The organism is Azospirillum largimobile (assembly GCF_977007025.2).
This window is the reverse complement of the sequence record NZ_CDRMUA020000006.1, coordinates 206,351-228,452: the sequence shown is the minus strand read 5'-3', so window position 1 is coordinate 228,452 and position 22,102 is coordinate 206,351. Positions and strand designations below refer to the sequence as shown.

The 22,102-nt window shown below is 68.7% G+C and carries 12 protein-coding genes; 5 read left to right on the top strand and 7 right to left on the bottom strand.

The features are described from left to right. Positions 1-84: 84 nt before the first annotated feature. A complete protein-coding gene (locus ACWPKK_RS28300) occupies positions 85-1,800 on the top strand; it encodes an MFS transporter (RefSeq protein WP_452011169.1) in 1,716 nt (571 codons plus the stop codon). A gap of 106 nt (positions 1,801-1,906) precedes the next feature. Here ACWPKK_RS28300 and ACWPKK_RS28295 read toward each other — a convergent pair whose 3' ends face one another. Beyond that, positions 1,907-3,088, bottom strand: coding sequence for a calcium-binding protein (locus ACWPKK_RS28295; protein ID WP_452011167.1), 1,182 nt, complete (start codon positions 3,086-3,088; stop codon positions 1,907-1,909). 254 nt (positions 3,089-3,342) lie between these two features. Here ACWPKK_RS28295 and ACWPKK_RS28290 point away from each other — a divergent pair, with 254 nt between their 5' ends. Next, positions 3,343-6,837 carry a hybrid sensor histidine kinase/response regulator gene (locus ACWPKK_RS28290; protein ID WP_452011165.1) on the top strand — a complete coding sequence of 1,165 codons (3,495 nt, stop codon included), beginning with the start codon at positions 3,343-3,345 and terminating at the stop codon, positions 6,835-6,837. A 162-nt stretch (positions 6,838-6,999) separates the two neighbouring features. On the opposite strand, the gene ACWPKK_RS28285 is transcribed toward ACWPKK_RS28290, so the two are convergent. From ACWPKK_RS28285 to gltA, 3 genes are all read right to left on the bottom strand, one after another. Then, positions 7,000-7,650 (bottom strand): response regulator, encoded by a 651-nt coding sequence (locus ACWPKK_RS28285; protein ID WP_149222643.1) that lies wholly within the window; start codon positions 7,648-7,650, stop codon positions 7,000-7,002. A 127-nt stretch (positions 7,651-7,777) separates the two neighbouring features. Continuing rightward, the gene (locus tag ACWPKK_RS28280) at positions 7,778-8,791 is read right to left on the bottom strand and encodes an NUDIX hydrolase (protein WP_452011162.1); all 1,014 of its coding nucleotides are present in this window, start codon (positions 8,789-8,791) and stop codon (positions 7,778-7,780) included. Positions 8,792-8,837: 46 nt separating this feature from the next. Continuing rightward, the gene (gene gltA, locus ACWPKK_RS28275) at positions 8,838-10,169 is read right to left on the bottom strand and encodes a citrate synthase (protein ID WP_452011160.1); all 1,332 of its coding nucleotides are present in this window, start codon (positions 10,167-10,169) and stop codon (positions 8,838-8,840) included. Between the two features lie 203 nt (positions 10,170-10,372). Between gltA and ACWPKK_RS28270 the strand changes: the two genes are divergently transcribed. Next, positions 10,373-10,651, top strand: a complete 279-nt coding sequence (locus ACWPKK_RS28270) for a hypothetical protein (RefSeq protein ID WP_452011157.1) — start codon at positions 10,373-10,375, stop codon at positions 10,649-10,651. A 34-nt stretch (positions 10,652-10,685) separates the two neighbouring features. Here the strand turns inward: ACWPKK_RS28270 and ACWPKK_RS28265 are convergent, their stop codons facing one another. From ACWPKK_RS28265 to ACWPKK_RS28255, 3 genes are all read right to left on the bottom strand, one after another. Then, the gene (locus ACWPKK_RS28265; RefSeq protein ID WP_452011154.1) at positions 10,686-14,477 is read right to left on the bottom strand and encodes a response regulator; all 3,792 of its coding nucleotides are present in this window, start codon (positions 14,475-14,477) and stop codon (positions 10,686-10,688) included. After that, positions 14,474-15,928 (bottom strand): sigma-54-dependent transcriptional regulator, encoded by a 1,455-nt coding sequence (locus ACWPKK_RS28260; protein ID WP_452011151.1) that lies wholly within the window; start codon positions 15,926-15,928, stop codon positions 14,474-14,476. The genes ACWPKK_RS28265 and ACWPKK_RS28260 overlap by 4 nt, the downstream gene beginning before the upstream one ends. Positions 15,929-16,107: 179 nt before the next feature. Then, positions 16,108-16,878 (bottom strand): FCD domain-containing protein, encoded by a 771-nt coding sequence (locus tag ACWPKK_RS28255; RefSeq protein ID WP_324869786.1) that lies wholly within the window; start codon positions 16,876-16,878, stop codon positions 16,108-16,110. 479 nt (positions 16,879-17,357) lie between these two features. Here ACWPKK_RS28255 and ACWPKK_RS28250 point away from each other — a divergent pair, with 479 nt between their 5' ends. Both ACWPKK_RS28250 and ACWPKK_RS28245 read left to right on the top strand, forming a co-directional pair. Then, the gene (locus ACWPKK_RS28250; RefSeq protein WP_452011147.1) at positions 17,358-19,034 is read left to right on the top strand and encodes an L-lactate permease; all 1,677 of its coding nucleotides are present in this window, start codon (positions 17,358-17,360) and stop codon (positions 19,032-19,034) included. 35 nt (positions 19,035-19,069) lie between these two features. Then, a complete protein-coding gene (locus tag ACWPKK_RS28245; RefSeq protein WP_452011145.1) occupies positions 19,070-21,931 on the top strand; it encodes an FAD-binding and (Fe-S)-binding domain-containing protein in 2,862 nt (953 codons plus the stop codon). Positions 21,932-22,102 lie beyond the last annotated feature (171 nt).

Below are 22,102 nucleotides of genomic sequence, written 5' to 3'. Positions count from 1 at the left end.
GGTCATCAGTTCATATGACCGTAATGCACCGCTCACTAATAACCAACCGGTATGCATGACTATTCACTTGGGAGGGTGAAGACCATGGCCTATGCGGCTTCGTCGGGCGATGCCGTCCGACCGATGACGGGCGAGGAGAAGAAAGTCATCTTCGCGTCCTCGCTCGGGACCGTTTTCGAGTGGTACGACTTCTATCTCTACGGTTCGCTCAGCGCGGTCATCGCCGCGCAGTTCTTTTCCGGGGTCAACCCGACCGCGGGCTTCATCTTCGCGCTGATGGCCTTTGCCGCCGGCTTCGCCGTCCGTCCCTTCGGCGCCCTGGTCTTCGGCCGTCTCGGCGACATGATCGGCCGCAAATACACCTTCCTGGTCACCATCCTGATCATGGGCGTGTCGACCTTCATCGTCGGCATCCTGCCCAATTATGCCACCATCGGCATCGCCGCCCCGATCATCCTGATCGTCCTGCGCCTGCTGCAGGGCCTGGCGCTGGGTGGTGAATATGGCGGCGCCGCGACCTATGTGGCCGAACATGCGCCGCACGGCCGCCGCGGCAACTACACCTCCTGGATCCAGACCACCGCGACTCTCGGCCTGTTCCTGTCGCTGCTGGTCATCCTGGGCTGCCGCGTGTCGATGACGGCGGAGGATTTCAACGCCTGGGGCTGGCGCATCCCGTTCCTGATCTCCATCGTTCTGCTCGGCATCTCGGTGTGGATCCGCCTGATGCTGAACGAATCGCCCGCCTTCAAGAAGATGAAGGAGGAGGGCAAGCACTCCAAGGCGCCGCTGACCGAATCCTTCGGTGAATGGAAGAACCTGAAGATCGTGCTGCTCGCCCTGTTCGGCCTCGTCGCCGGCCAGGCGGTGGTGTGGTACACGGGCCAATTCTACGCCCTGTTCTTCCTGACCCAGACGCTGAAGGTCGACGCCCAGGCGGCCAACCTGATGATCGCGGCGGCCCTGCTGATCGGCACGCCCTTCTTCGTGATCTTCGGCACGCTGGCCGACAAGATCGGCCGCAAGCCGATCATCATGGCCGGTCTGCTGCTCGCCTGCCTGACCTACTTCCCGCTGTTCAAGGCCATCACCCACTACGCCAACCCGGCGCTGGAGGAAGCCATCGCGACCTCGCCGGTCGTCGTGGTCGCCGATCCGAACGAATGCTCGTTCCAGTTCAACCCGGTCGGCACCAGCCAGTTCACCAGCTCCTGCGACATCGCCAAGAGCGCACTGGTCCGGCGCGGCATCCCCTACACCAACGAAGCGGCCCCGGCCGGCACCGTCGCGTCGATCAAGGTCGGCAGCACGGTCATCCCCAGCTACACCGCAACCCCGCAGGCCAGCACGACCGTGTCGCTCAGCCACGGCCCGACCGCCTCGCATGCGCCGACCGACACCAAGGCTGCCGGCGCCGCCTTCGACAAGGGCCTGGGCGATGCGCTGAAGACCGCCAACTATCCGCCGAAGGCCGATCCGGCCCGCATCGACACGGTGATGGTCGTCGCCCTGCTGACCGTCCTGGTCATCTACGTGACGATGGTCTACGGCCCGATCGCCGCGATGCTGGTGGAGATGTTCCCGACCCGCATCCGCTACACCTCGATGTCGCTGCCCTACCACATCGGCAACGGCTGGTTCGGCGGCTTCCTGCCGACCACCTCCTTCGCCATCGTGGCGGCGACCGGCGACATCTACTCCGGCCTCTGGTACCCGATCATCATCGCCGCCGCGACCCTGGTGATCGGCCTGCTGTTCGTCCGCGAAACCAAGGACGTGGACATCTACCAGCATGATTGAACAGGGTTCCGCCTGAGCAGATCATAATCCGGCAAAAGGAAACGGGCGGAGGGGATGACCCTCCGCCCGTTTGCCGTTCGGACCGTGGCTGAAGCCGGCAGACCCGTCAGGCGATCGACAGCGTCGCCTGCTGCTGCAGGGCATCGGCCGATGCGAAGGCGGTGCCGGTGCTGGTGCCGAGCGGTGCGGCGCTGCGGCCCTCCTCATAGCCCTGGGCGACGTAATGGGCGGTCGCCGCCTGCAGGTCGCCGCCGAAGGCCGCCTGCAGGTCCGGATAGCGCGCCAGATAGGCGGAGGCGTCGAAGTCCAGGCTCCGCCCCTCGTTCCGACCATAGGTCGCGTAATGCAGCGCCGCCGCCGTCGGATCGCTGCCGAAGGCCTGGATCAGGTCCGGGTTGGCCGCCAGATAGCTGGTGGCGTCGAAGTCGGCCTGCCGGTTCTCGTTGCGGCCGACCTCGATGTAGTGGCGGGTCGCCTCCGCCGTGTCGGTGCCGAAGGCCGTGGCAAGGTCGGGGTTGTCGGCCAGATAGCCGGCGGCGTTGAAGGTCAGAGCGCGCCCTTCGCTCCAGCCGAAGGACCGATAGTGGTCGAAGGCGTCGTCGCTTTCGGTGTTGTAGACGGCGGCGAGATCCGGATTGGCCGCGAGGTAGGACAGCGCGTCGAACACCGGGGCGGTGGCGCTGGCGACCGTCTGGTCGGTGTACTGGATGAACTCGACGTTGGTCAGCCGGTCGTAGCCGCCGGCGTCGATCACATAGATCTCGCCGTTGTGCTTGACGGCGCCGCTGTCTGCGAGCGATGCGCTGCGGGCGACCGTGTCGATCCCGTCGCTGCCGTCGATGATGTTCACGCCGCTGCCGCCATCCAGCAGATCGTCGCCCATGCCGCCGTTGATGGTGTCGTCGCCGGCATAGGCGCGGATCGTGTCGTTGACGTCCGACCCGGTAAGGCTGTCGTTGCCGCCCAGCAGCGCGGCGCGGATCTCCGCGGGATCGGTGCCGGCGGCCTCCCAGCCCAGCGCCGTCGCGACCGGCAGGTTCAACTGCGACACCGACAGGCCGGGGACGCCGTTCGTCGAGTTGGTGACGCTGGAGATGGTGCCTCCGGTCAGGGTCTGGCCGGCGGCGTCATAGGTGAAATTGCCGCGGAAATCGGTGGACCGGCCGTCGGCATAGTTGATGACGAGCTGGTTGGCTGTCGCCAAGGCAACCGTGCCGCCCCGAATGCCCGTAACCCCGAGATCGTCGGTGTTGATGCTGGTCTGGGAACCGGCGCTGACCGATACCATTCGGACTCTCCTTAACCTTGCGTGTTCGATCAAAGGCCTCAAAGCCCGGCAGAAAGAACAACGGAGGACCGAATGTGTCCCGGTATCTCCGGACGTGCGGTCGGACGGCCCCCTTTGCCCTCCTCGGTGGCGGGACCATTCTTTTGCGCGGGGTCGAAGGTGGGAGCCGAACGGCGGCGCGGCGCCGGCGCGCGCTCTGTGATAGGCTGACGCCCGCAGGGAGAGAAAATCAAAAGCGGGATGCGAAAAGCCCCATGGAAAGCTGGTTCATCCTGGCCGCATCGATGGCCTATCTGCTGTCGCTGTTCGCCATCGCGTGGTACGGCGACCGGACCGGCGACCAGGGCGCCGAGCGGCGCACGCCCTGGCTCTATGCGCTGAGTTTCGGGGTCTACTGCACCTCCTGGACCTTCTACGGCGCGGTGGGACGGGCGGCCACCGGGGGCTTTTACTTCCTGCCGATCTATATCGGGCCGATCCTGATGATCGGTTTGGGCTGGCCGGTGCTGGCCCGCATCGTGCGGGTGGCGAAGTCGGAGAACGTCGTCTCCATCTCCGACTTCCTGTCGGCCCGCTACGGCAAGAGCCGCAGCCTGGCCGCTCTCGTCACCGTCGCCGCGGTGATCGGGCTGCTGCCCTACATCGCCCTGCAGCTGAAGGCGATCAGCGTCAGTTTCGAGATTCTGGCCGGGGCGTCGCTGGGGACCGACCTGAACCAGATGCCGGGCGGGACCGCGCTGATGGCGGCATTGCTGATGGCGGCCTTCGCCATCCTGTTCGGCGTGCGCAGCGTGTCGGCCAACGAACACCACCGCGGCCTGATGATGGCCATCGCCGCGGAATCGGTGGTGAAGCTGGCGGCGGCGCTGGCCGTGGGCGGCGCCATCGCCTATTCGGTCTTCGGCGATCCGGCCACCTTCTTCGAAGCGGCGGCGAACCATCCCGGCTTCCTCGACCTGATCCGGCTGGACAGCATCGGTGCGGACTGGTGGGTGGCCTGCCTCTTGTCGGCGCTGGCGATCCTGTGCCTGCCGCGCCAGTTCCACGTCGCGGTGGTGGAGAACACCCATAACGGCGACGTGCGGTCGTCGGCCAAGCTGTTTCCCGCCTATCTGGTCGCCATCAACCTGTTCGTGCTGCCGGTGGCGCTGGCCGGGCTGATGCTGTTCCCGGACGGCACGACCAATGCCGACACCTTCATGGTCTCCATCCCCTTGAGCCAGGGCTGGCCGTGGCTGGCGCTGGCCGCCTTCATCGGCGGCCTGTCGGCGGCCACCAGCATGATCCTGGTGGAGATGGTGGCGCTCAGCACCATGATCTGCAACGACGTCGCCGTGCCGCTGCTGATGGCGTTGCGCCCTGACGACCGGCGGCTGCGCGACGACCCGGCGGGGATCCTGCTGTTGATCCGCCGGTCGGCGGTGATCGTGCTGGTGCTGCTCTCCTACGGCTGCTACCGGCTGATCGGCCCAGCCTTTCCGCTGGCGACCATCGGCATGATGAGCTTCACCGCGGTGGCCCAGTTCGCCCCCGCCCTGCTCGGCGGCCTGATCTGGAGCCGCGCCAGCCGCAGCGGCGCCTTCGCCGGCATCTGCGCCGGCTTCCTCGGCTGGGCCTACACCATGCTGCTGCCATCCTTCGCCGATGCTGGATGGCTGGCTTCCAGCGCCTTGCGCGAGGGGCCGTTCGGCCTGACCGGCCTCAGTCCGGTGGCGCTGGCCGGCATCGCCGGCATCGATCCGCTGACCAATGCCGCGCTTTGGAGCCTGGGGCCGAACATCCTGCTGTTCGTGCTGGTTTCGCTGCTGACCCGGCCGTCGACGCTGGAGCGCCAGCAGGCCGCGCGCTTCATCAGCCTGCGCCGCTCTGCCGACGGAGAGGCCACCGGGCCGCGCGGCGCCACGTTGGCCGACCTGCACGACCTTGCGGTGCGCTATGTCGGGCAGGCGCGCGCCGACGCCGCCTTCTGCCGCTTCACCGGGGTGGAGGACGGCGATCTGCGCACCGCGCTGCTGACCCGCACCGATGGTGAGGCGATCCAGCTGACCGAGCGGCTGCTCGCCGGCGCCGTCGGCTCCGCCTCGGCCCGCGTGGTGGTCGCCGGCCTCCTGTCCGACCGCCGGCTGTCGCGCACCGATGCGCGCTCCATCATCGACGAGGCGTCGCGCGCCATCCTGAAGCAGCATGAGTTGCTGCGCGCCACTGTGGAGAACGTGCCGCAGGGCATCGCCGTGTTCGACGAGGATTGGCGCGTCGCCACCTGGAACAACCAGTTCCTGGTGCTGCTGGACCTGCCCGACGGCTTCGTCCAGGTCGGCACCTCGCTGCAGGAGATCGTCGGGCTGATCGCGCGGCGCGGCGAATATGGCCGCAACGGCGAGATCGAAACCCTGCTGGAGCGCCGTTCCGACCCGCGGCGACGCAACAAGCCCGACGTCTACGAGCGGGTGCGGCCCGACGGCACGGTGCTGGAAATCGCCACCAACCCGATGCCGGGTTCGAAGCCCGGAGGGGGCGGGTTCGTCGCCGTCTACACCGACGTCACCGAACGCCACCGCGCCGCCGCCGCCCTGCGCGAAGCCAACGAAACGCTGGAACGCCGCATCGAGGAGCGCACCCACGCCCTGTCGGAAGCGAAGGCGGAGGCCGAGCGCGCCAATCGCGGCAAGACCCGCTTCCTTGCCGCCGCCAGCCACGACCTGCTGCAGCCGCTGCACGCCGCCCGCCTGTTCCTGTCCGCCCTGGCCGAACGCAACGGCGACAGCGCCATCCGCCAGATCGACGCCTCGCTGCGGTCGGTGGAGCAGATTCTGGGCGACCTGCTGGACGTGTCAAAGATCGACAGCGGCGTGGTGAAGCCGAACCTGGTGCCAATGCGGATCGAGGAACTGCTGAAGCCGCTGGGCGAGGAGTTCACCGTTCTCGCCAGCCGCCATGGTCTGGGGCTGCGGGTGGTCGACTGCTCCGCCATCGTGCACAGCGACCCGACGCTGCTGCGGCGCATCCTGCAGAACTACCTCGCCAACGCCGTGCGCTACACCCGCACCGGCCGCATCCTGCTGGGCTGCCGCCGCCGTGGGAATTTCCTGTCGATCGAGGTGTGGGACACCGGCCCCGGCATCCCCGAGCACAAGGTGCCGGAAATCTTCATGGAGTTCCGCCAACTCGACAACGATGCCGACGACCGCGGCAAGGGGCTGGGCCTCGGCCTCGCCATCGTCGAGCGTCTGGCCGGCATCCTCGGCCACACGGTGCAGGTGCGCTCCAGGGTCGGGCGGGGCAGCGCCTTCTCCGTCCTGGTGCCGCTGACCGACGAGCCGGTCGCCGCCCGCGCCGTGGTGGCCCGACCGCGCGGCCGCGACCTGAGCGGCGTGCTGGTGCTCTGCCTGGAAAACGAGCCCGCCATCGCCCGCGCCACCGAGGATCTGCTGTCGAGCTGGTCCTGCCGCGTCGTCACCGCGGCGTCCCCCGATCTCGCCCTGGCGAAGCTGGGCGGGCGCATGCCCGACGTGATCCTGACCGACTACCACCTCGACCGCAGCCTGACCGGGGTGGAGGCCTTGGCAACCCTGCGCGCCGCACTGGGCAGCGACCTCCCCGCCGCCGTCGTCACCGCCGACCGCGACGCCGCCGTCCGCGAGGACATCGAAGCGGCGGGCTGCCGCCTGCTCTACAAGCCGGTGCGTCCGGGCGCGTTGCGGGCACTGCTGGGGCAGTTGCTGGCGGAGGGGCAGCGGATGGCGGGATAACTCTCCCTCTCCCGCCCCGGGAGAGGGAAGGGGCCCGCCGCATTGCGGTGGGAAGGGTGAGGGGTGGTTCAAGGAACCATGCGGTTCGGGATCCTTGGGATTCCCCTCACCCTCCCCACTTCGTGGGTCCCCTCCCTCTCCCGGGACGGGAGAGGGCAAAACTCACTCCACCGGCGGCGGAGGTGCCGAGGACAGCGCCAGCTGGCTCGCCAGCACCGCGGCCTGGGTGCGGGTCAGCACGCCCAGCTTGCGCAGGATCGTCGTGACGTGGGCCTTCACCGTCGTCTCGGCAACGTTCATCTCGTAGGCGATCTGCTTGTTCAGCTTGCCCTCCGCGATGCCGGCCAGGACGCGGAGCTGCTGGGGGGTCAGGGTGGCTGCGCGCTGGGCTGGATCGGGGGCGTCGGTCTCGGGGCCGCCGTTGATCTCCGGCAGCCATAGTTCACCATCGAGAACGGCGTGAATCGCCTCGACGATCTGGGTGTTGGGGGCGGATTTCGGCACGAAGCCGGAGGCGCCATAGTCGATGGCGCGCTGGATCGTCACCGGATCCTCCGACGCCGACACCACGATCACCGGGATCGCCGGATGTTCGGAGCGCAGCATCATCAGCCCGATCAGGCCGCTCATGCCGGGCATGTGCAGGTCGAGCAGGATAATGTCCGGCGGCTCCCCGGTGTCCAGCAGCGGCTTGATCTGCTCGAATCGCGACGCCTCCAGGATCACGGCGCCGGGGATCGCCTGCCCGATGGTCTGGGTCAGCGCGGTTCGCATCAGCGGGTGGTCGTCGGCGATCAGAATGCGGTGCGACATCGGCCTTCTTGGACTTTCCGGGTATGGACATTCCGGGTTTAAAACCGTTCCAGCAGTATCCGCTTGCAGCCGCCCGTTGACAACTGCGCCCAATGCCGCGCGTCGACGTTTCCGAGAGATTTTACCCTTATCCGTCCGCGGACGGAATGGCCCCGGCGCTGGTGCGTTCGTGGATGGCCTGTCGCCGGAAGCGGTACAACTCCGCCGGCCGGCCGCCGGTCTGGCTTTCATAGCGCCCGGTGGGCTCGACGAACCCGCCGGAGATCATCAGGCGCCGGAAATTCTGCTTGTGCACCCGCTCGCCCGACAGCGCCTCCACCACCAGCTGCAGCTGGTGCAGGGTGAAGGTCGGCGGCAGCAGTTCGAAGACGATGGGGCGGTAGCGCAGCTTGCCGCGCAGCCGTTCCAGCGCGGTGGCCAGGATGCGCCGGCCGTCGCGCGCCATCGGCCGGCCGAGCGCCCGCGGCATCGGTCCGCCGGTCTGCACCGACGCATCCACCCGCGCAGCGAGGTCGCGGTCGCGGAAGGCCTCCACCACCAGCCCGGCCTCGTAGAGCAGTTCGAAGCGCTCCAGCACCCGTTCCATGTCCCAGTCGGCGCCGTCCAGCCCGAAGGCCATCTGGGCACGCTCGGCCCGGCGCAGCCGGGTTTCCTCGTCGGGGGCCGAGGCGATCCAGCCGCCGAGCGCCGGGGCGATCACGCCGTCCAGCAGCGCCGGGCGCTGGTCGCGCCAGTCCTCCCACGGGAAATGGTCATAGAGGTCGCGCCACTCGGCCGAGGCGTCGCCGCCCAGCGGTCCGTCGCGGACCAGGGCCAGATAGCCGACCACGACCGAGCGCGGGCCGCCGAACAGCTCATGCGGGTCGCGGTGGCGGTCGCCGAAGGTGTAGAGCTGCTCGACATAGCGCAGCGCAAGGCCCGACAGCCCCTCCGCCACCGCGCGCACGCCCTCCTGCAGGGTGCGGAACCGGTCGGGCTCGAAGGGCGCGCCCGGCAAGGCATCGCGATGCGGCAACGGCTCGTCGCCGCGCCGGTGGTCTTCCGGCACGGCAAAGCCGCTGCGCACCGTCACCACGCGCGGCGTCCCGCCGGTCACCGCCACGATGGCGACCGACAAGCCGAGTTGGAGGGGCTGGGTCACGGCGCGCCCCTCTCCTTGCGGAGAGGGGGCGGCCGATGGTCTGGTTTCAACGCTTGTCCAGCGGCACGAAGGGGCGGGCGGGGTTGCCGGTGAAGAGCTGGCGGGGGCGGCCGATCTTCTGGGCCGGATCCTCGATCATCTCCTTCCACTGGCTGATCCAGCCGACGGTGCGGGCCAGCGCGAACAGCACGGTGAACATGCTGGTCGGGAAGCCCATCGCCTTCAGGATGATGCCCGAATAGAAATCGACGTTCGGATAGAGCTTCTTCTCGATGAAATACTCGTCCGACAGGGCGATCCTCTCCAGTTCCATGGCGATGGCCAGATGCGGCTCGTCATGGATGCCCAGGCGGTCGAGAACCTGATAGCAGGTCTCACGCATGATCTTGGCGCGCGGGTCGTAGTTCTTGTAGACCCGGTGGCCGAAGCCCATCAGGCGGAAGCTATCGTTCTTGTCCTTGGCGCGGCGCACGAATTCCGGGATGCGGTCGACCGAGCCGATCTCCTCCAGCATCTTCAGAACGGCCTCGTTGGCGCCGCCATGGGCCGGGCCCCAGAGTGCCGCGATGCCCGACGCGATGCAGGCGAACGGATTGGCGTGGGACGAGCCGGCCAGACGGACGGTGGAGGTCGAGGCGTTCTGCTCGTGGTCGGCATGCAGGATGAAGATCTTGTCCATCGCCTTGGACAGGACCGGATCGACGGTCCATTCCTCGCACGGCGTGCCGAAGGTCATGTAGAGGAAGTTTTCCGCGTAGGACAAGTCGTTGCGCGGATACATGAACGGTTCGCCGACCGTGTATTTGTGGGCCATGGCGGCCATGGTCGGCATCTTGGCGATCAGGCGGTGCGCGGCGATCTTGCGCTGCACCGGATCGAAGATGTCCGTCGAATCATGGTAGAAGGCCGACAGGGCGCCGACGACGCCGCACATGATCGCCATCGGATGGGCGTCACGGCGGAAGCCGCTGTAGAACTTGGTCAGCTGTTCGTGCACCATCGTGTGGTAGGTGATGGTGCGCTCGAAATCGGCCTTCTGCTGCGGGTTCGGCAGTTCGCCGTTCAGCAGCAGGTGGCAGACCTCCAGGAAATCGCAGTTCTCGGCCAGATCGGCGATGGCATAGCCGCGGTGCAGCAGGACGCCCTCGTCGCCGTCGATGTAGGTGATGGCCGAATCGCAGGCGGCGGTGGAGGTGAAGCCGGGATCGTAGGTGAAATAGCCGGTCTCGGCATAGAGCTTGCGGATGTCGATCACGTGGGGACCGGTGGACCCGCCCAGCAGCGGCAGCTTCAGCGTCTTGCCGGTGGCGTCGTCGGTCAGCGTGACGGTGCCGACCTGGGTCACATCGCCGTGCGGCGTATGCTTGCTCGATTCCATGACCTTATCACACTCCTTGCTGGCCGGCCGGGCGGCGCCTGTCGGTCTCCGCTGCCGGACCTTGGTGGTTGGCCCGTTCTTCGCGCGCTTTGGCACCCTATCGGCACCGCGCCGTCTTCTCCCGGTCTCCGAAGGATCGGTCAGGATCGGAACCCGCACCCGTCCACTGTCGTTGACTCCTCCGGAAGATAGCAGAGGACATCATGACCGACACGCCTCAAACGCGCATCCCCTCCGAAGGAATGCCCCGCCCTGACAAATCCCAATCGGACAAACCCGCACCGGACAAATCCGACTCGGGCAAATCCGGTTCCGATACCCAAGACCAGACGCCGGCGGGCGAACGCTCCCCGCGCGAGGACATGACCAAGACGCCCGGCGACGGCACCCTGCAGGACGCCACCCCGGCCGGCATGTCGTCGAAGGAACTGCGGGAACGGGCCGAGGACACGGACGGCTCGACCCAGCCCGGCACCGGCTGACGCTCTTCCGGCCGGAAGAGTTCCGGGGGAAGGCTCAGGCCGCCGGCCGCTCCACGCCGGTGCGCTCGCGCAAAAGACGCTCCAGACGGGCGGCCTCGCGCAGCAGCACCGGCAGAAGCTGGGCGGCCTGCGCCGTGTCGCCGTTGCGGCAGATCACTTCCATCCGCCAGGCGAGATGCATGACCGCCATCCCGCCGAAACTGCCGGCGAGGCTGGACAGGTCGTGCGCCTCCCCCGCCAGCGCCCGCATGTCCAGGGCGCCGGCCGGGGCTGACTGCGCCATCGCCGACAGCCTTTCCAGCCGTCGGGACACATCGTCGAGGAAGCTGTCGACGATCAGGGCGAGATTGTCGGCACCCACCGTCTCGACCAGATCGGCCAGCACCGCTTCGTCCAGAACCTCGCCATCATCGCCGTCGCCGCCGCCATTTCCGCCGTCGACACCGGTTTCCGCCGCCGCATGCGCGGCCGCCCCGGCCTCCGCCATCCATCGGTCCAGCGCGGCCAGCAGTCCGGCGCGGCTGATCGGCTTGGTCAGGTAATCGCTCATGCCCGCACGCAGGCACAGCTCGCGCGTGCCCGGCATGGCGTCCGCGGTCAGTGCGATGATCGGAAGGTTGGCGAGCCGCCCGCTGCGCGCGCGGATCGCCTGCGCAGCCTCCAGCCCATCCATGCCCGGCATCTGCACGTCCATCAGCACCAGATCGATGCCGCCGCGGCAAGCCGCCGCCACCGCCTGTTCCCCATCCTCCGCCACCTCGACCGTGTAGCCCAGCTTGCGCAGCAGCGTGGTGGCGAACAACTGGTTGGTGCGGTTGTCCTCCGCCAGCAGGATGCTGCCGCTGCGCGCCGGCTCCTCGCTGCGGTCGGCAGGCTGTCCTTCGGCCTGCCTGTCCGCTGAAGAGGGCGGTACAGCCGCCTGGAACAGGCCGGTCAGGCAGCCGGCCAGCGCACTTTGGCGCAGCGGGCGGTTGAGAATGGCGTGGGCCAGCCCCTGGACCGGTCCGCCGTCGGCCCGCGCCGCCGGTCCCAGCCCGGCGATCAGCACGCGTCTGGTGCCGCCCAGCATCGGATTGCCGGCAATGGCCGCCAGCAGGGCGTCGCCGCCCATGCCCGGCATGGTCTGGTCCACCAGCACCACGTCGAAGGGCCGGCCGCCGACTGCCGCGCGGGTCAGCGCCTCCAGCGCATCGGGGCCGTTGTCCACCGTCGTCGGCCGGGCGCCCAGGCTGTCGAGCATCGCCGCCAGCACGCGGCGGTTCACCGCCAGATCGTCCACCACCAAGGCACGGCGCCCGGCCAGCGGCTGTTCGGCCGGCGGCAGCGCCTCGTCGAGAAGGGCGAGCGGCAGATCGACCAAGAAGCGGCTGCCGGCGCCCAGACTGCTTTCCACCGCGATGCTGCCGCCCATCAGTTCCGACAACTGGCGGCAGATCGCCAGCCCCAGTCCGGTTCCGCCGAATTTCCGGGTGATCGACCCGTCCACCTGCTGGAACTTGCTGAACAGGATGGGCAGCGCTTCCGCCGGAATGCCGATGCCGGTGTCGGTCACGGTCATGCGCAAAACCAGATGGGCCTCGGTGGCGTCCAGCGCCTCCAACTCCACCGCGACCGACCCCTGATCGGTGAACTTCACCGCATTGCCCACCAGATTGACCAGGATCTGCCGGATGCGCGTTGGGTCGCCCAACAGGGTGCGGCGCAGGAACGGGTCGATGTAGAAGCCGATCTCGATCCCCTTCTCGTGGGCGCGGGGGGTCAGCAGTTCCACCACCCCCTCCACCAGATCCGCGGGGTCGAAGGGCAGCGTCTCGATGGTGACGCGGCCGGCCTCCAGCTTCGAGATGTCGAGGATGTCGTTGATGATGGTCAGCAGCGCGTTGGAGGAGCTGCGGATGGCCTGGGCGAACTGGTGCTGCTCCGCCGTCAGGGGCGTGTCGAACATCAGCTCCGTCATGCCCATGATGCCGTTCATCGGCGTGCGGATCTCATGGCTCATCGCCGCCAGGAATTCCGACTTCGCCTGGGTCGCCGCCTCCGCCCGGGCGCGCAGGGCGTCGGCCTCCTCGCGGGCGGCGTCCAGACCTTCGGCCAACGCGCACATGTCGGCCGCCTGACGCTGCAGTTCCGCCTCGAAGCGCTTGCGCTCGGTGATGTCGGTGCGGGTGCACACCAGCGCCCCGCTGCTGGTCCGGTTCTCCGCCACCAGGATCCAGCGGCCGTCGGGCAGTTCCCGCTCGAATGGCGGGCCGGGATTGCGGTGCTGGGCCAGTTCCGCCTGGATCCAGGCCTCGTCGCTCGGGCCGTCCGGGTTGGCCGCGAATTCGCCGTTGGCGATCGCCGCGCGCAGGATCTCCTCGAAGGGACGGCCGGGCGTCAGCAGCGGGGCGGTCAGCGGATGCGCCTCACGGTAGCGCTGGTTGCACAGGATCAGCCGGTCGTCGGAATCGAAATAGGCCAGACCTTCCGGCACCGCTTCGATGGCGTCGTCCAAAGTCTGCTTGGCGAGGCGAAGCTCCTCCTCCGTCATCTTGTCGCGCGTGATGTCGGTATGGGCGCCGACCATGCGCACCACCCGCCCCTCGGCATCGCGGATGTGGATGGCGCGGCTCAGGATGTAGACGGTGTGGCCCTGCTTGTGGCGGAAGCGCTGCACCGCCTCGAATTTCGGGATCAGCCCGGCATTGTAGGCCCGCACCATCTCCAGGGCGGCGATGCGGTCCTCCTCGAAGATCAGGCCCGCCCACATGTCCAGGCTGTTCTCCAGCTCGTCGTCGCGGTAGCCCAGCTGCTCCTTCCAGGTGGGGGAGAACCAGATGGCGCCGGTGTCCAGCGCCCAGTCCCAGATGCCGTCCCGCGTCGCCTGGACGGTGAGGTCAAGCAGTTCGCGGTTCGACCGCAGTTCCGCCTCTTCCCGCTTGGCGTCGGTGATGTCCTGGACGACGCCCAGCAGTCCGATCGGCCGGCCGGCCGGCCCCCATTCGGCCATGCCGCGGATGAAGACGTGGCGCAGCGTGCCGTCCGGACGGATGATCCGCGCCTCGACGGAAAATCCCTCGCCGGTCGCCCGCGCACGCTCGACCAGCGGGGCGATCCTCGGCAGATCGTCGGGATGGTAGGCGCCGCGCGACATGTCGACGGTCGGCGGGCCGTCCTGCGGGCTCAGGCCCATGATGCGGTAGACCTCGTCCGACCAGCGGCGGGTGTCGGTGACGAAGTCGATGTACCAATGCCCGAACTGGCCGATCTCCTCGGCCAGGTTCAACAGCCGGGAGCGGTCGCGCAATTCCGCTTCCGCCTGCTGGCGCCGCGTCACCTCGCGGCGAAGTTCCAGCTCGTCCACCACCAGCCGGGCGAGCTGGGTCAGGGTTTCAGCCTCCCGCGCCTCGAACCCGCCGCGGGGGCTGTCGTCGATCACGCAGAGCGTGCCCAGCTTGTGGCCGTCCGCCACCAGCGGCGCGCCGGCATAGAAGCGGATGCCCGGATTCCCGGTGACCAGCGGATTGCCGGCGAAGCGCGGGTCCTTCGTCGCGTCCGGCACCACCAGGACGCCGTCGTTGAGAATGGCATGGGCACAGAAGGCGAGGTCGCGGTGCGTTTCCTCGACGTCCAGCCCGATGCGGCTCTTGAACCATTGGCGGTTCCGGTCGATCAGCGAGACCAGCGCGATGCGCGTGCCGAAGAAATGCTGGGCGAGCCGTGTGATGTTGTCGAAGCCGGACTCCGCCGGGGTGTCGAGGACGCAATAGGACTCCAGAACCGCCAGCCGCCGCTCCTCGTCCGGGGGCAGCACCGCAGGAACCGCACCTACCGCGTCCCCGCTCACGCGGCGCTTCCCTGGGCGGCGTTCCCCTGGGCGGCGTTCCCTTGGGCGGCGGCCCCATCCGCGGCGCGCCACTGCTGCAGCTTGCGGTAGATGGTGGACGGGCTGATCTCCAGCATCAGGGCGGCGCGCGGCACGTCGTCGCCGCTGAGCCGCAAGGCCTTGAGGATCATCTCCTTCTCCACCTGCCACAGCGGAAGGACGGCGCCATCCTCCTCCTGCCCGCCATCCGCCGGGGTTCCGGCGCCGGCCGCGGCGTCGGCACCGATCCCGCCGGCCCCGGTCAGGGGCGGCAGCATCTCCAGCACCACCTGCGGCCCGTCGTTCAGCACGACGACGTTGCGCAGCACGTTCTGGAGTTGCCGCACGTTGCCCGGCCAATCATGGGCGCGCAGCCGCGCCTCCACCTCCGGAGCGAAGACCACCAGGGATTTCCCCTCCTCCCGCGCATAGTCGATCAGGAAGGAGCGGGCGATCTCGATCACGTCGTCGCCGCGGTCGCGCAGCGGCGGCAGGGCGAGCGGGATGACGTGCAATCGGTAATAGAGGTCCTCGCGGAAACGGCCGGCCTGCACCTCGGCCAGCGGATCGCGGTTGGTGGCGGCGACGAAGCGCACGTCCACCCGCTCCTCCCGCCCGCTGCCCACCGGACTGACGGTGCCGGTCTGGACGAAGCGCAGCAGCTTGCTCTGCAGTTCCACCGGCATTTCGCAGATCTCGTCCAGGAACAGCGTACCGCCGTCGGCCAGGAGCGCCGCCCCCGGCCGGTCGCCCGCCGCCCCGGTGAAGGCGCCCTTCACATGGCCGAAAATCTCCGATTCCAGCAGTTCCTTCGGAATGGCGGCGCAGTTCAGCGCGATGAAGGCGCGGTCGCGCCGCGGGCTTGCGCGGTGGATGGCCTGCGCCGCCACCTCCTTGCCGGTCCCGCTCTCTCCCGTGATGAAGACGTTGGCGCGGCTGGCCGCCACGCTTTCGATGGTGCGGTAGACCGCCTGCATCTCGGGCGAACTGCCGATGAAGCCGTGGAAGCGGCCGCGGTCGAGATCCTTGCGGTATCCCTCCACCATGCGCGCCAGCGTCCGCCGCTCCAGCGCGTTGCGCAGGGTCAGGTTCAGCCGGTCGGCGTTGAAGGGTTTCACGATGAAGTCGAAGGCGCCCAGCTTCATCGCCTCCACCGCCAGGTCGATGGAGCCGTGGGCGGTGATGATGACCACCGACACGCTCGCGTCGCGGGCCTGCAGGGCCTGCAGCACCTCCAACCCGTCCATGTCCGGCAGCTTCAGGTCCAGGATCACCGCGTCGGGCGGCGATGCAGCCGCGGCGTCCAGCGCCTCGCGCCCGCGGGTGCAATGCACAACCTCATGGGCATCCGCGCGCAGGAACTCGATATAAAGCTTGGCGAGCGGGACCGTATCCTCGATCAGCAGGATGCGGTGCTTCTTGGCGGAGGACACGGGCGCGACACTCGGGCAGTCGATGGGGCAGTCGATGGGGCAGTCGGTGGGGCAGTCGGTGGCGGACGGAAATTCCTCCACAGTGTAACCCGGCCAAAGCCCCGCCGCCAGTCGGGGCGAGCCCTCCGGCATATGACCTTCGACGGATGCCTCCGCCTCGGCGGCTCCCGGCTCTCCCCCTACGCCCCGCTGTCGATCAGGTCGGTCCGCCCGATCCGCCGCAACGAGACCTGGACGCGGGCATTGTGTTCCCGGATTTCGCGCAAGGTCTGCAGCGTGAATTCCACATGGGCGTCGGCCGCCGCGCTCGCAGCATCCGCATCGCCGGCCAGCACCGCGTCGGCAATGGCCAGATGCTGCCGCAGCAGCAACTCGCGCACCCCCGGCCGGGAATAGAGGTCGGCGCGGTTGTAGAACACGTCGTTGCGCAGCAGGTCGGACAGGGTCCGCATGATGTGCAGCATCACGACGTTGTGCGCCGCCTCGTAGATCGCCAGATGCAGGTCGGCGTCGGAATCCGCCTCTTCCGAACTGTCGTCCTTGCCGTGGGCGGCCTTCATGCGGGCGACGATGGCACGGATGCCGTCGCGGTCGACGTCGGTCGCCCGCTGCGCCGCCAGTCCGGCCGCCGCCGCCTCGATGGAGCGGCGGAACTCCAGATAGTCGAAGGACGCGTCCGGCTTGTTGCGCATCAGCGTCATCAGCGGGTCGGCGATCTGCGACAGGAAGGTGGCGACATGGGTGCCGCCGCGCCCGGTGACCAGCAGGCCGCGCTCCTCCAGCTTGGCGATGGCATCGCGCAACGACGGGCGGGACACGTCCAGCTTCACCGCCAGCTCGCGTTCGGCCAGCAGCTTTTCCCCCGGACGGAGCGCGCCTTCCAGGATCAGCCGTTCCAGATGCTCGGCAATGGCGTCGGCCAGCTTGGCCGGTTTGATCGTCCCCTGCATTGGATCGGCGACCCCTCCCTGCACCTCTTGGCCCTCTTCAATACCGGTGGACGGAACATGCGTCCAGAGGGGCGGCTGTCCGACAGCGTCGCACCCCCCTACCAAAGTTGGTCGAGTGGCAAACGATTCAGCCGTTGCACAGTATGGTAAAATCTTTTATCCAACTTGCGCCGTATGGATAAGAGATGTCCACCGCGGTCCGTCTGACAAGGGAGACTTCCCGAAGCGGCCGGGCTGGAAAGGGCATCCACACGTACCGGGACAGGACGGACCAACCCCGCCAAGGGGCGCATCCGCACCGCTGCCGCGCGCCGAAAGGCCATGGCGGCGGTGAACGCCGCTGCATTGCCGATCGCCGGCCCTCCTCCGCGCCGCCATCCCGGCGCGGGAAGGCGGAGCCATGCCGACAGGCCGTGGAAAGCCGTCCCGGGACACCGTTCGGACCGACATCACGTCCCCCGAGAAGGAGGTCCCCGAGGATGAGCTGGTCGCAAGTCTACGACCCGATGAACAACATGTGGCTGTCGACGTTCTTCGCGTCGCTGCCGGTCCTGGTGATGCTGGGCGGTCTTGGCATCTTCCACATGAAGGCGCACCGCGCCGCCCTGCTGGGTCTGGCGGCGGCGCTGCTGGTGGCCGTCGCCGTGTTCGGCATGCCGATGGCGATGGCGGGAAAGACCGCGTTGCTGGGTGCGGCTTACGGCCTGCTGCCGATCGGCTGGATCGTCGTCAACATCATCTTCCTCTACCACCTGACCGAACAGCGCGGTCAGTTCAAGATCCTGCAGGAAAGCATCACCGGCATCACGAACGACCGCCGGCTCCAGCTTCTGCTGATCGCCTTCTGCTTCGGCGCCTTCTTCGAGGGCGCGGCGGGCTTCGGCACGCCGGTCGCCGTGACCGGCGCCATGCTGATCGGCCTGGGCTTCACCCCGCTGGCGGCCTCGGGCCTGTCGCTGATCGCCAACACCGCCCCGGTCGCCTACGGCGCACTGGGCACGCCGGTGCTGGCGCTGGCCGCCGTCACCGGCCTGCCGCTGCTGGACCTGTCGGCGATGATCGGCCGGCAGCTTCCCTTCTTCTCGGTGCTGGTGCCCTTCTGGCTGATCGTGGCCTTCGCCGGCTGGCGCGGCATGGTCCAGATCTGGCCGGCCATCCTGGTCGCCGGCGTGTCCTTCGCCGTTCCGCAGTTCCTGGTGTCCAACTACCACGGCCCCTGGCTGGTGGACGTCGCCGCCGCCATCGTGTCGCTGGTCTGCGTCACGCTGTTCCTGAAGGTGTGGCACCCGAAGGCCATCTGGCACACCGCCGGCGGGGCATCCGCCCTGACGCAGGGCGTCGGCGCCGCGGTGGTGCAGGGCGAGGCGCGCCGCAGCCACGGCTACAGCGCCGCGGAGGTCCGCCGCGCCTGGACGCCGTGGGCGATCCTCAGCGTCGTCGTCTTCCTGTGGGGCATCCCGGAGGTCAAGGCCTTCCTCGACGGCATCTCGATCTTCAAATTCCCGATCGAGGGCCTGCACAACATGATCCTGCGCGTTCCCCCGGTGGTGCCCAAGGCCCATCCGGAGGCCGCCGTCTACACGCTGAACTGGCTGTCGGCCACCGGCACCGGCATCTTCATCGCCGCCGTCATCTCCGGCTTCGTGATGGGCTACTCGCCGGCCGCGATGCTGAAGACCTACGGCCACACGCTGTACGCCATCCGCAACTCGCTGCTGACCATCTCCGCCATGCTGGCGCTGGGCTACACCACCCGCTACTCGGGGCTGGACACCACGCTGGGCCTCGCCTTCGCCAATTCCGGCTTCCTCTACCCGTTCTTCGGCACCTTCCTGGGCTGGCTGGGCGTGGCGCTGACCGGGTCGGACACGGCGTCCAACGTTCTGTTCGGCAGCCTGCAGAAGGTGTCGTCGGAACAGCTCGGCCTGCCGCCGACGCTGATGGCCGCCGCCAACAGCTCGGGCGGCGTGATGGGCAAGATGATCGACGCCCAGAGCATCGTCGTGGCCGCCGTCGCCACCAAGTGGCATGGTCATGAGGGCAAGATCCTGCGCTACGTCATCTGGCACTCGCTGGCGCTGACCGCGCTGGTCGGCCTGCTGGTGATGGCCCAGGCCTATCTGTGGCCCTTCACCGAAATGGTCATCGGCCGCTAAGGCGGCCTTTCCCCCACCGGCAGGAGCCGCCGCCGATGCTGCCTTCTCCTTACGACCATGTCCTGGCCGAGCTTCAGTCCGTCGTCCCGCAGGCCCGGCTGGTCACCGACCCGCTGCGCACGCTGGCCTACGGCACCGACGCAAGCTTCTACCGGCTGATCCCGAAGATCGTCGCGCTGGTGGAGACGGAGGAGGAGGTGGTGCGGCTGTTGCGCATCACCCGCGGCCACAAGGTGCCGGTGACCTTCCGCGCCGCCGGCACCAGCCTGTCGGGGCAGGCGGTCAGCGACAGCGTGCTGGTGGTGCTGGGCGACGGCTGGCGCGGCTGCACCATCGGTCCGGCTGCGGCCACGGTCACCCTGCAGCCCGGCGTGATCGGGGCGGAGGCGAACCGGCGCCTCGCCCCGCTGGGGCGGAAGATCGGTCCCGACCCGGCGTCCATCGCCACCGCCAAGATCGGCGGGATCGCCGCCAACAACGCCAGCGGCATGTGCTGCGGCACCGCGCAGAACAGCTACCGCACGCTGGAGTCCATGCGGCTGGTGCTGGCCGACGGCACGGTTCTGGACACCGCCGACCCGGCCAGCCGCGGCAGTTTCCGCGACAGCCACGGCGCGCTGCTGGACCGGCTGGCGGATCTGGGATCCCGCACCCGCGCCGACGCGGCGCTGGCGGGCCGCATCCGCGACAAGTTCCGCATCAAGAACACCACCGGCTACAGCCTGAACGCGCTGGTCGACTATGAGGACCCCGTCGACATCCTCCAGCACCTGATGATCGGGTCGGAGGGGACGCTGGGCTTCATCTCCGCCATCACGCTGCGCACGGTGCCGGAGCATCCGTACAAGGCCAGCGCCCTGCTGTTCTTCCCCGACATCGGCGAGGCCTGCCACGCCGTGTCCCTGCTGAAGGCGGCTCCAGTCGATGCGGCGGAGCTGATGGACCGCGCCTCGCTCCGCTCCATCCAGGACAAGCCGGGCATGCCGCCGCAGATCAGCGGCTTCGGACCCGAGGTGGCTGCGGTGCTGGTGGAGACCCGCGCCGAGAGTGCCGCCGCCCTGGAGGCGAACGTGGCGGAAATCGCCGCGGTGCTGGCCGACTGCATCACCATCGGCGATACCCACTTCACCACCGACGCCAAGGCCTGCGAAGGCTTCTGGAAGATCCGCAAGGGCCTGTTCCCGGCGGTCGGCGCCATCCGCCAGACCGGCACCACCGTCATCATCGAGGACGTCGCCTTCCCCCTGCCCCGGCTGGCCGAGGCGACGCGCGAACTGCAGGACTTGTTCGTCCGCCACGGCTATCACGAGGCGATCATCTTCGGCCACGCGCTGGAAGGGAACCTGCACTTCGTCTTCACCCAGGCCTTCGACACCCAGGCCGAAATCGACCGCTACCGCCGCTTCATGGACGATGTCGCCGTGCTGGTGGTGAACCGTTATGACGGCTCGCTGAAGGCGGAGCACGGCACCGGCCGCAACATGGCCCCCTTCGTCGAGATGGAATGGGGTCCGCAGGCCTATGGGCTGATGAAGGAGATCAAGGACCTCTTCGATCCCGAAGGGCTGCTGAACCCCGGCGTCATCCTGAACGGCGATCCCGAGGCCCATCTGAAGAACCTGAAGCCGATGCCCGCGGCCGATCCGCTGGTCGACACCTGCATCGAATGCGGCTTCTGCGAGCCGACCTGCCCGTCCCACCGCCTCACCCTGTCGCCGCGCCAGCGCATCGTCGGCAGGCGCGAGATGGCGCGGCTGGTAGCTGCCGGCGACGACGCCCCCCGCCTGGCCGAGATCAGCGCCACCTACGACTATCAGGGCATCGACACCTGCGCGGCCTGCGGCCTGTGCGCCACCGCCTGTCCGGTGGGGATCGAGACCGGGCTGCTGGTGAAGTCCCTCCGCGGCGAGCGGCGCGGTGCCATGGCCCGCAAGGCGGGGGCGCTGGTCGCCGACCACATGGAAGGCACGCTGGGCCTCGCCCGCGCCGGGCTGCGGCTGGCCGACCTCGCCCGCCGCACGGTGGGGCATGGCGCCACCCAGGCGGCGGCCCGCGTCCTGACCGGCGGCGGCCTGCCCTCGCTGCCCCGCAACCTGCCGACCGCCGCCACCTTCTCGCCGAAGGCGGACACCCTTGGCGCCGACGATGTGCCGACGGTGGTCTACGCCCCCAGCTGCGTCAGCCGGACTATGGGTCCTGCCGCCAGCGATCCGCAGAAGCGCCCGCTGCCGGAGGTCGTGGAATCGGTGATGCGCAAGGCCGGCTTCCGCATCCTCTATCCGGAGGCGGCGGACGGCCAGTGCTGCGGCATGCCGCTGGAAAGCAAGGGGCTGATCGAGGCCGCCGACGCCAAGGCCGACGCCATGCTGGCCGCGCTGTCGAAGGCGAGCCGGGGTGGCCGTTACCCGGTGGTGATGGACACCAGCCCCTGCGCCCTGCGCCTGAAGAAACGGTTGACCGACGCCGGCCTGCGCATCCTCGACGTGGCGGAGTTCCTCAGCGAGTTCGCCCTGCCCCGCCTGGACATCGCCAAGTCGGCGGAGCCGGTGATGCTGCACCTGACCTGCTCCACCCGCCGCATGGGTCTGGACGGCGCGCTGACCGCGGTGGCGAAGGCCTGTGCCGAGACGGTGGTGGTCCCGCCCGACGTCGGCTGCTGCGGCTTCGCCGGCGACAAGGGCTTCACCACGCCGGAACTGAACGCCCACGCCCTGCGCCACCTGCCGGCCGCGGTGCCGGAGGGCTGCGCGTCCGGCTACTCCACCAGCCGCACCTGCGAGATCGGGCTTTCCGACAAGGCGGGCGTGCCCTACCGGTCGATCGTCTATCTGGTCGACGCCTGCGCGACGGCGAAGGTGGGTGCGACGGCGGCGCGGGTGGCGGAGGTGGCTTTTTGAGCGATGATTCGTAAAAGCGCCGGTTGCCCCCTCCCCAACCCTCCCCCGCCCTCGGCGGGAGAGGGTGCCTTCTGCGAAGCGGCGGCAGTCCCCTCCACCGCTGCAAGCGGGGGAGGGTTAGGGAGGGGGCACCGACGCCCAGCCATAAAAAGACGCCTCTGAGGAAACGCT

Excerpts from the sequence above, each read along its gene's own strand:
- ACWPKK_RS28295 (WP_452011167.1), bottom strand. The coding sequence starts at position 3,088 with ATGGTATCGGTCAGCGCCGGTTCCCAGACCAGCATCAACACCGACGAT.
- ACWPKK_RS28290 (WP_452011165.1), top strand. The coding sequence starts at position 3,343 with ATGGAAAGCTGGTTCATCCTGGCCGCATCGATGGCCTATCTGCTGTCG.
- ACWPKK_RS28255 (WP_324869786.1), bottom strand. The coding sequence starts at position 16,878 with ATGCAGGGGACGATCAAACCGGCCAAGCTGGCCGACGCCATTGCCGAG.
- gltA (WP_452011160.1), bottom strand. The coding sequence starts at position 10,169 with ATGGAATCGAGCAAGCATACGCCGCACGGCGATGTGACCCAGGTCGGC.
- ACWPKK_RS28300 (WP_452011169.1), top strand. The coding sequence starts at position 85 with ATGGCCTATGCGGCTTCGTCGGGCGATGCCGTCCGACCGATGACGGGC.
- ACWPKK_RS28245 (WP_452011145.1), top strand. The coding sequence starts at position 19,070 with ATGCTGCCTTCTCCTTACGACCATGTCCTGGCCGAGCTTCAGTCCGTC.
- ACWPKK_RS28285 (WP_149222643.1), bottom strand. The coding sequence starts at position 7,650 with ATGTCGCACCGCATTCTGATCGCCGACGACCACCCGCTGATGCGAACC.
- ACWPKK_RS28270 (WP_452011157.1), top strand. The coding sequence starts at position 10,373 with ATGACCGACACGCCTCAAACGCGCATCCCCTCCGAAGGAATGCCCCGC.
- ACWPKK_RS28250 (WP_452011147.1), top strand. The coding sequence starts at position 17,358 with ATGAGCTGGTCGCAAGTCTACGACCCGATGAACAACATGTGGCTGTCG.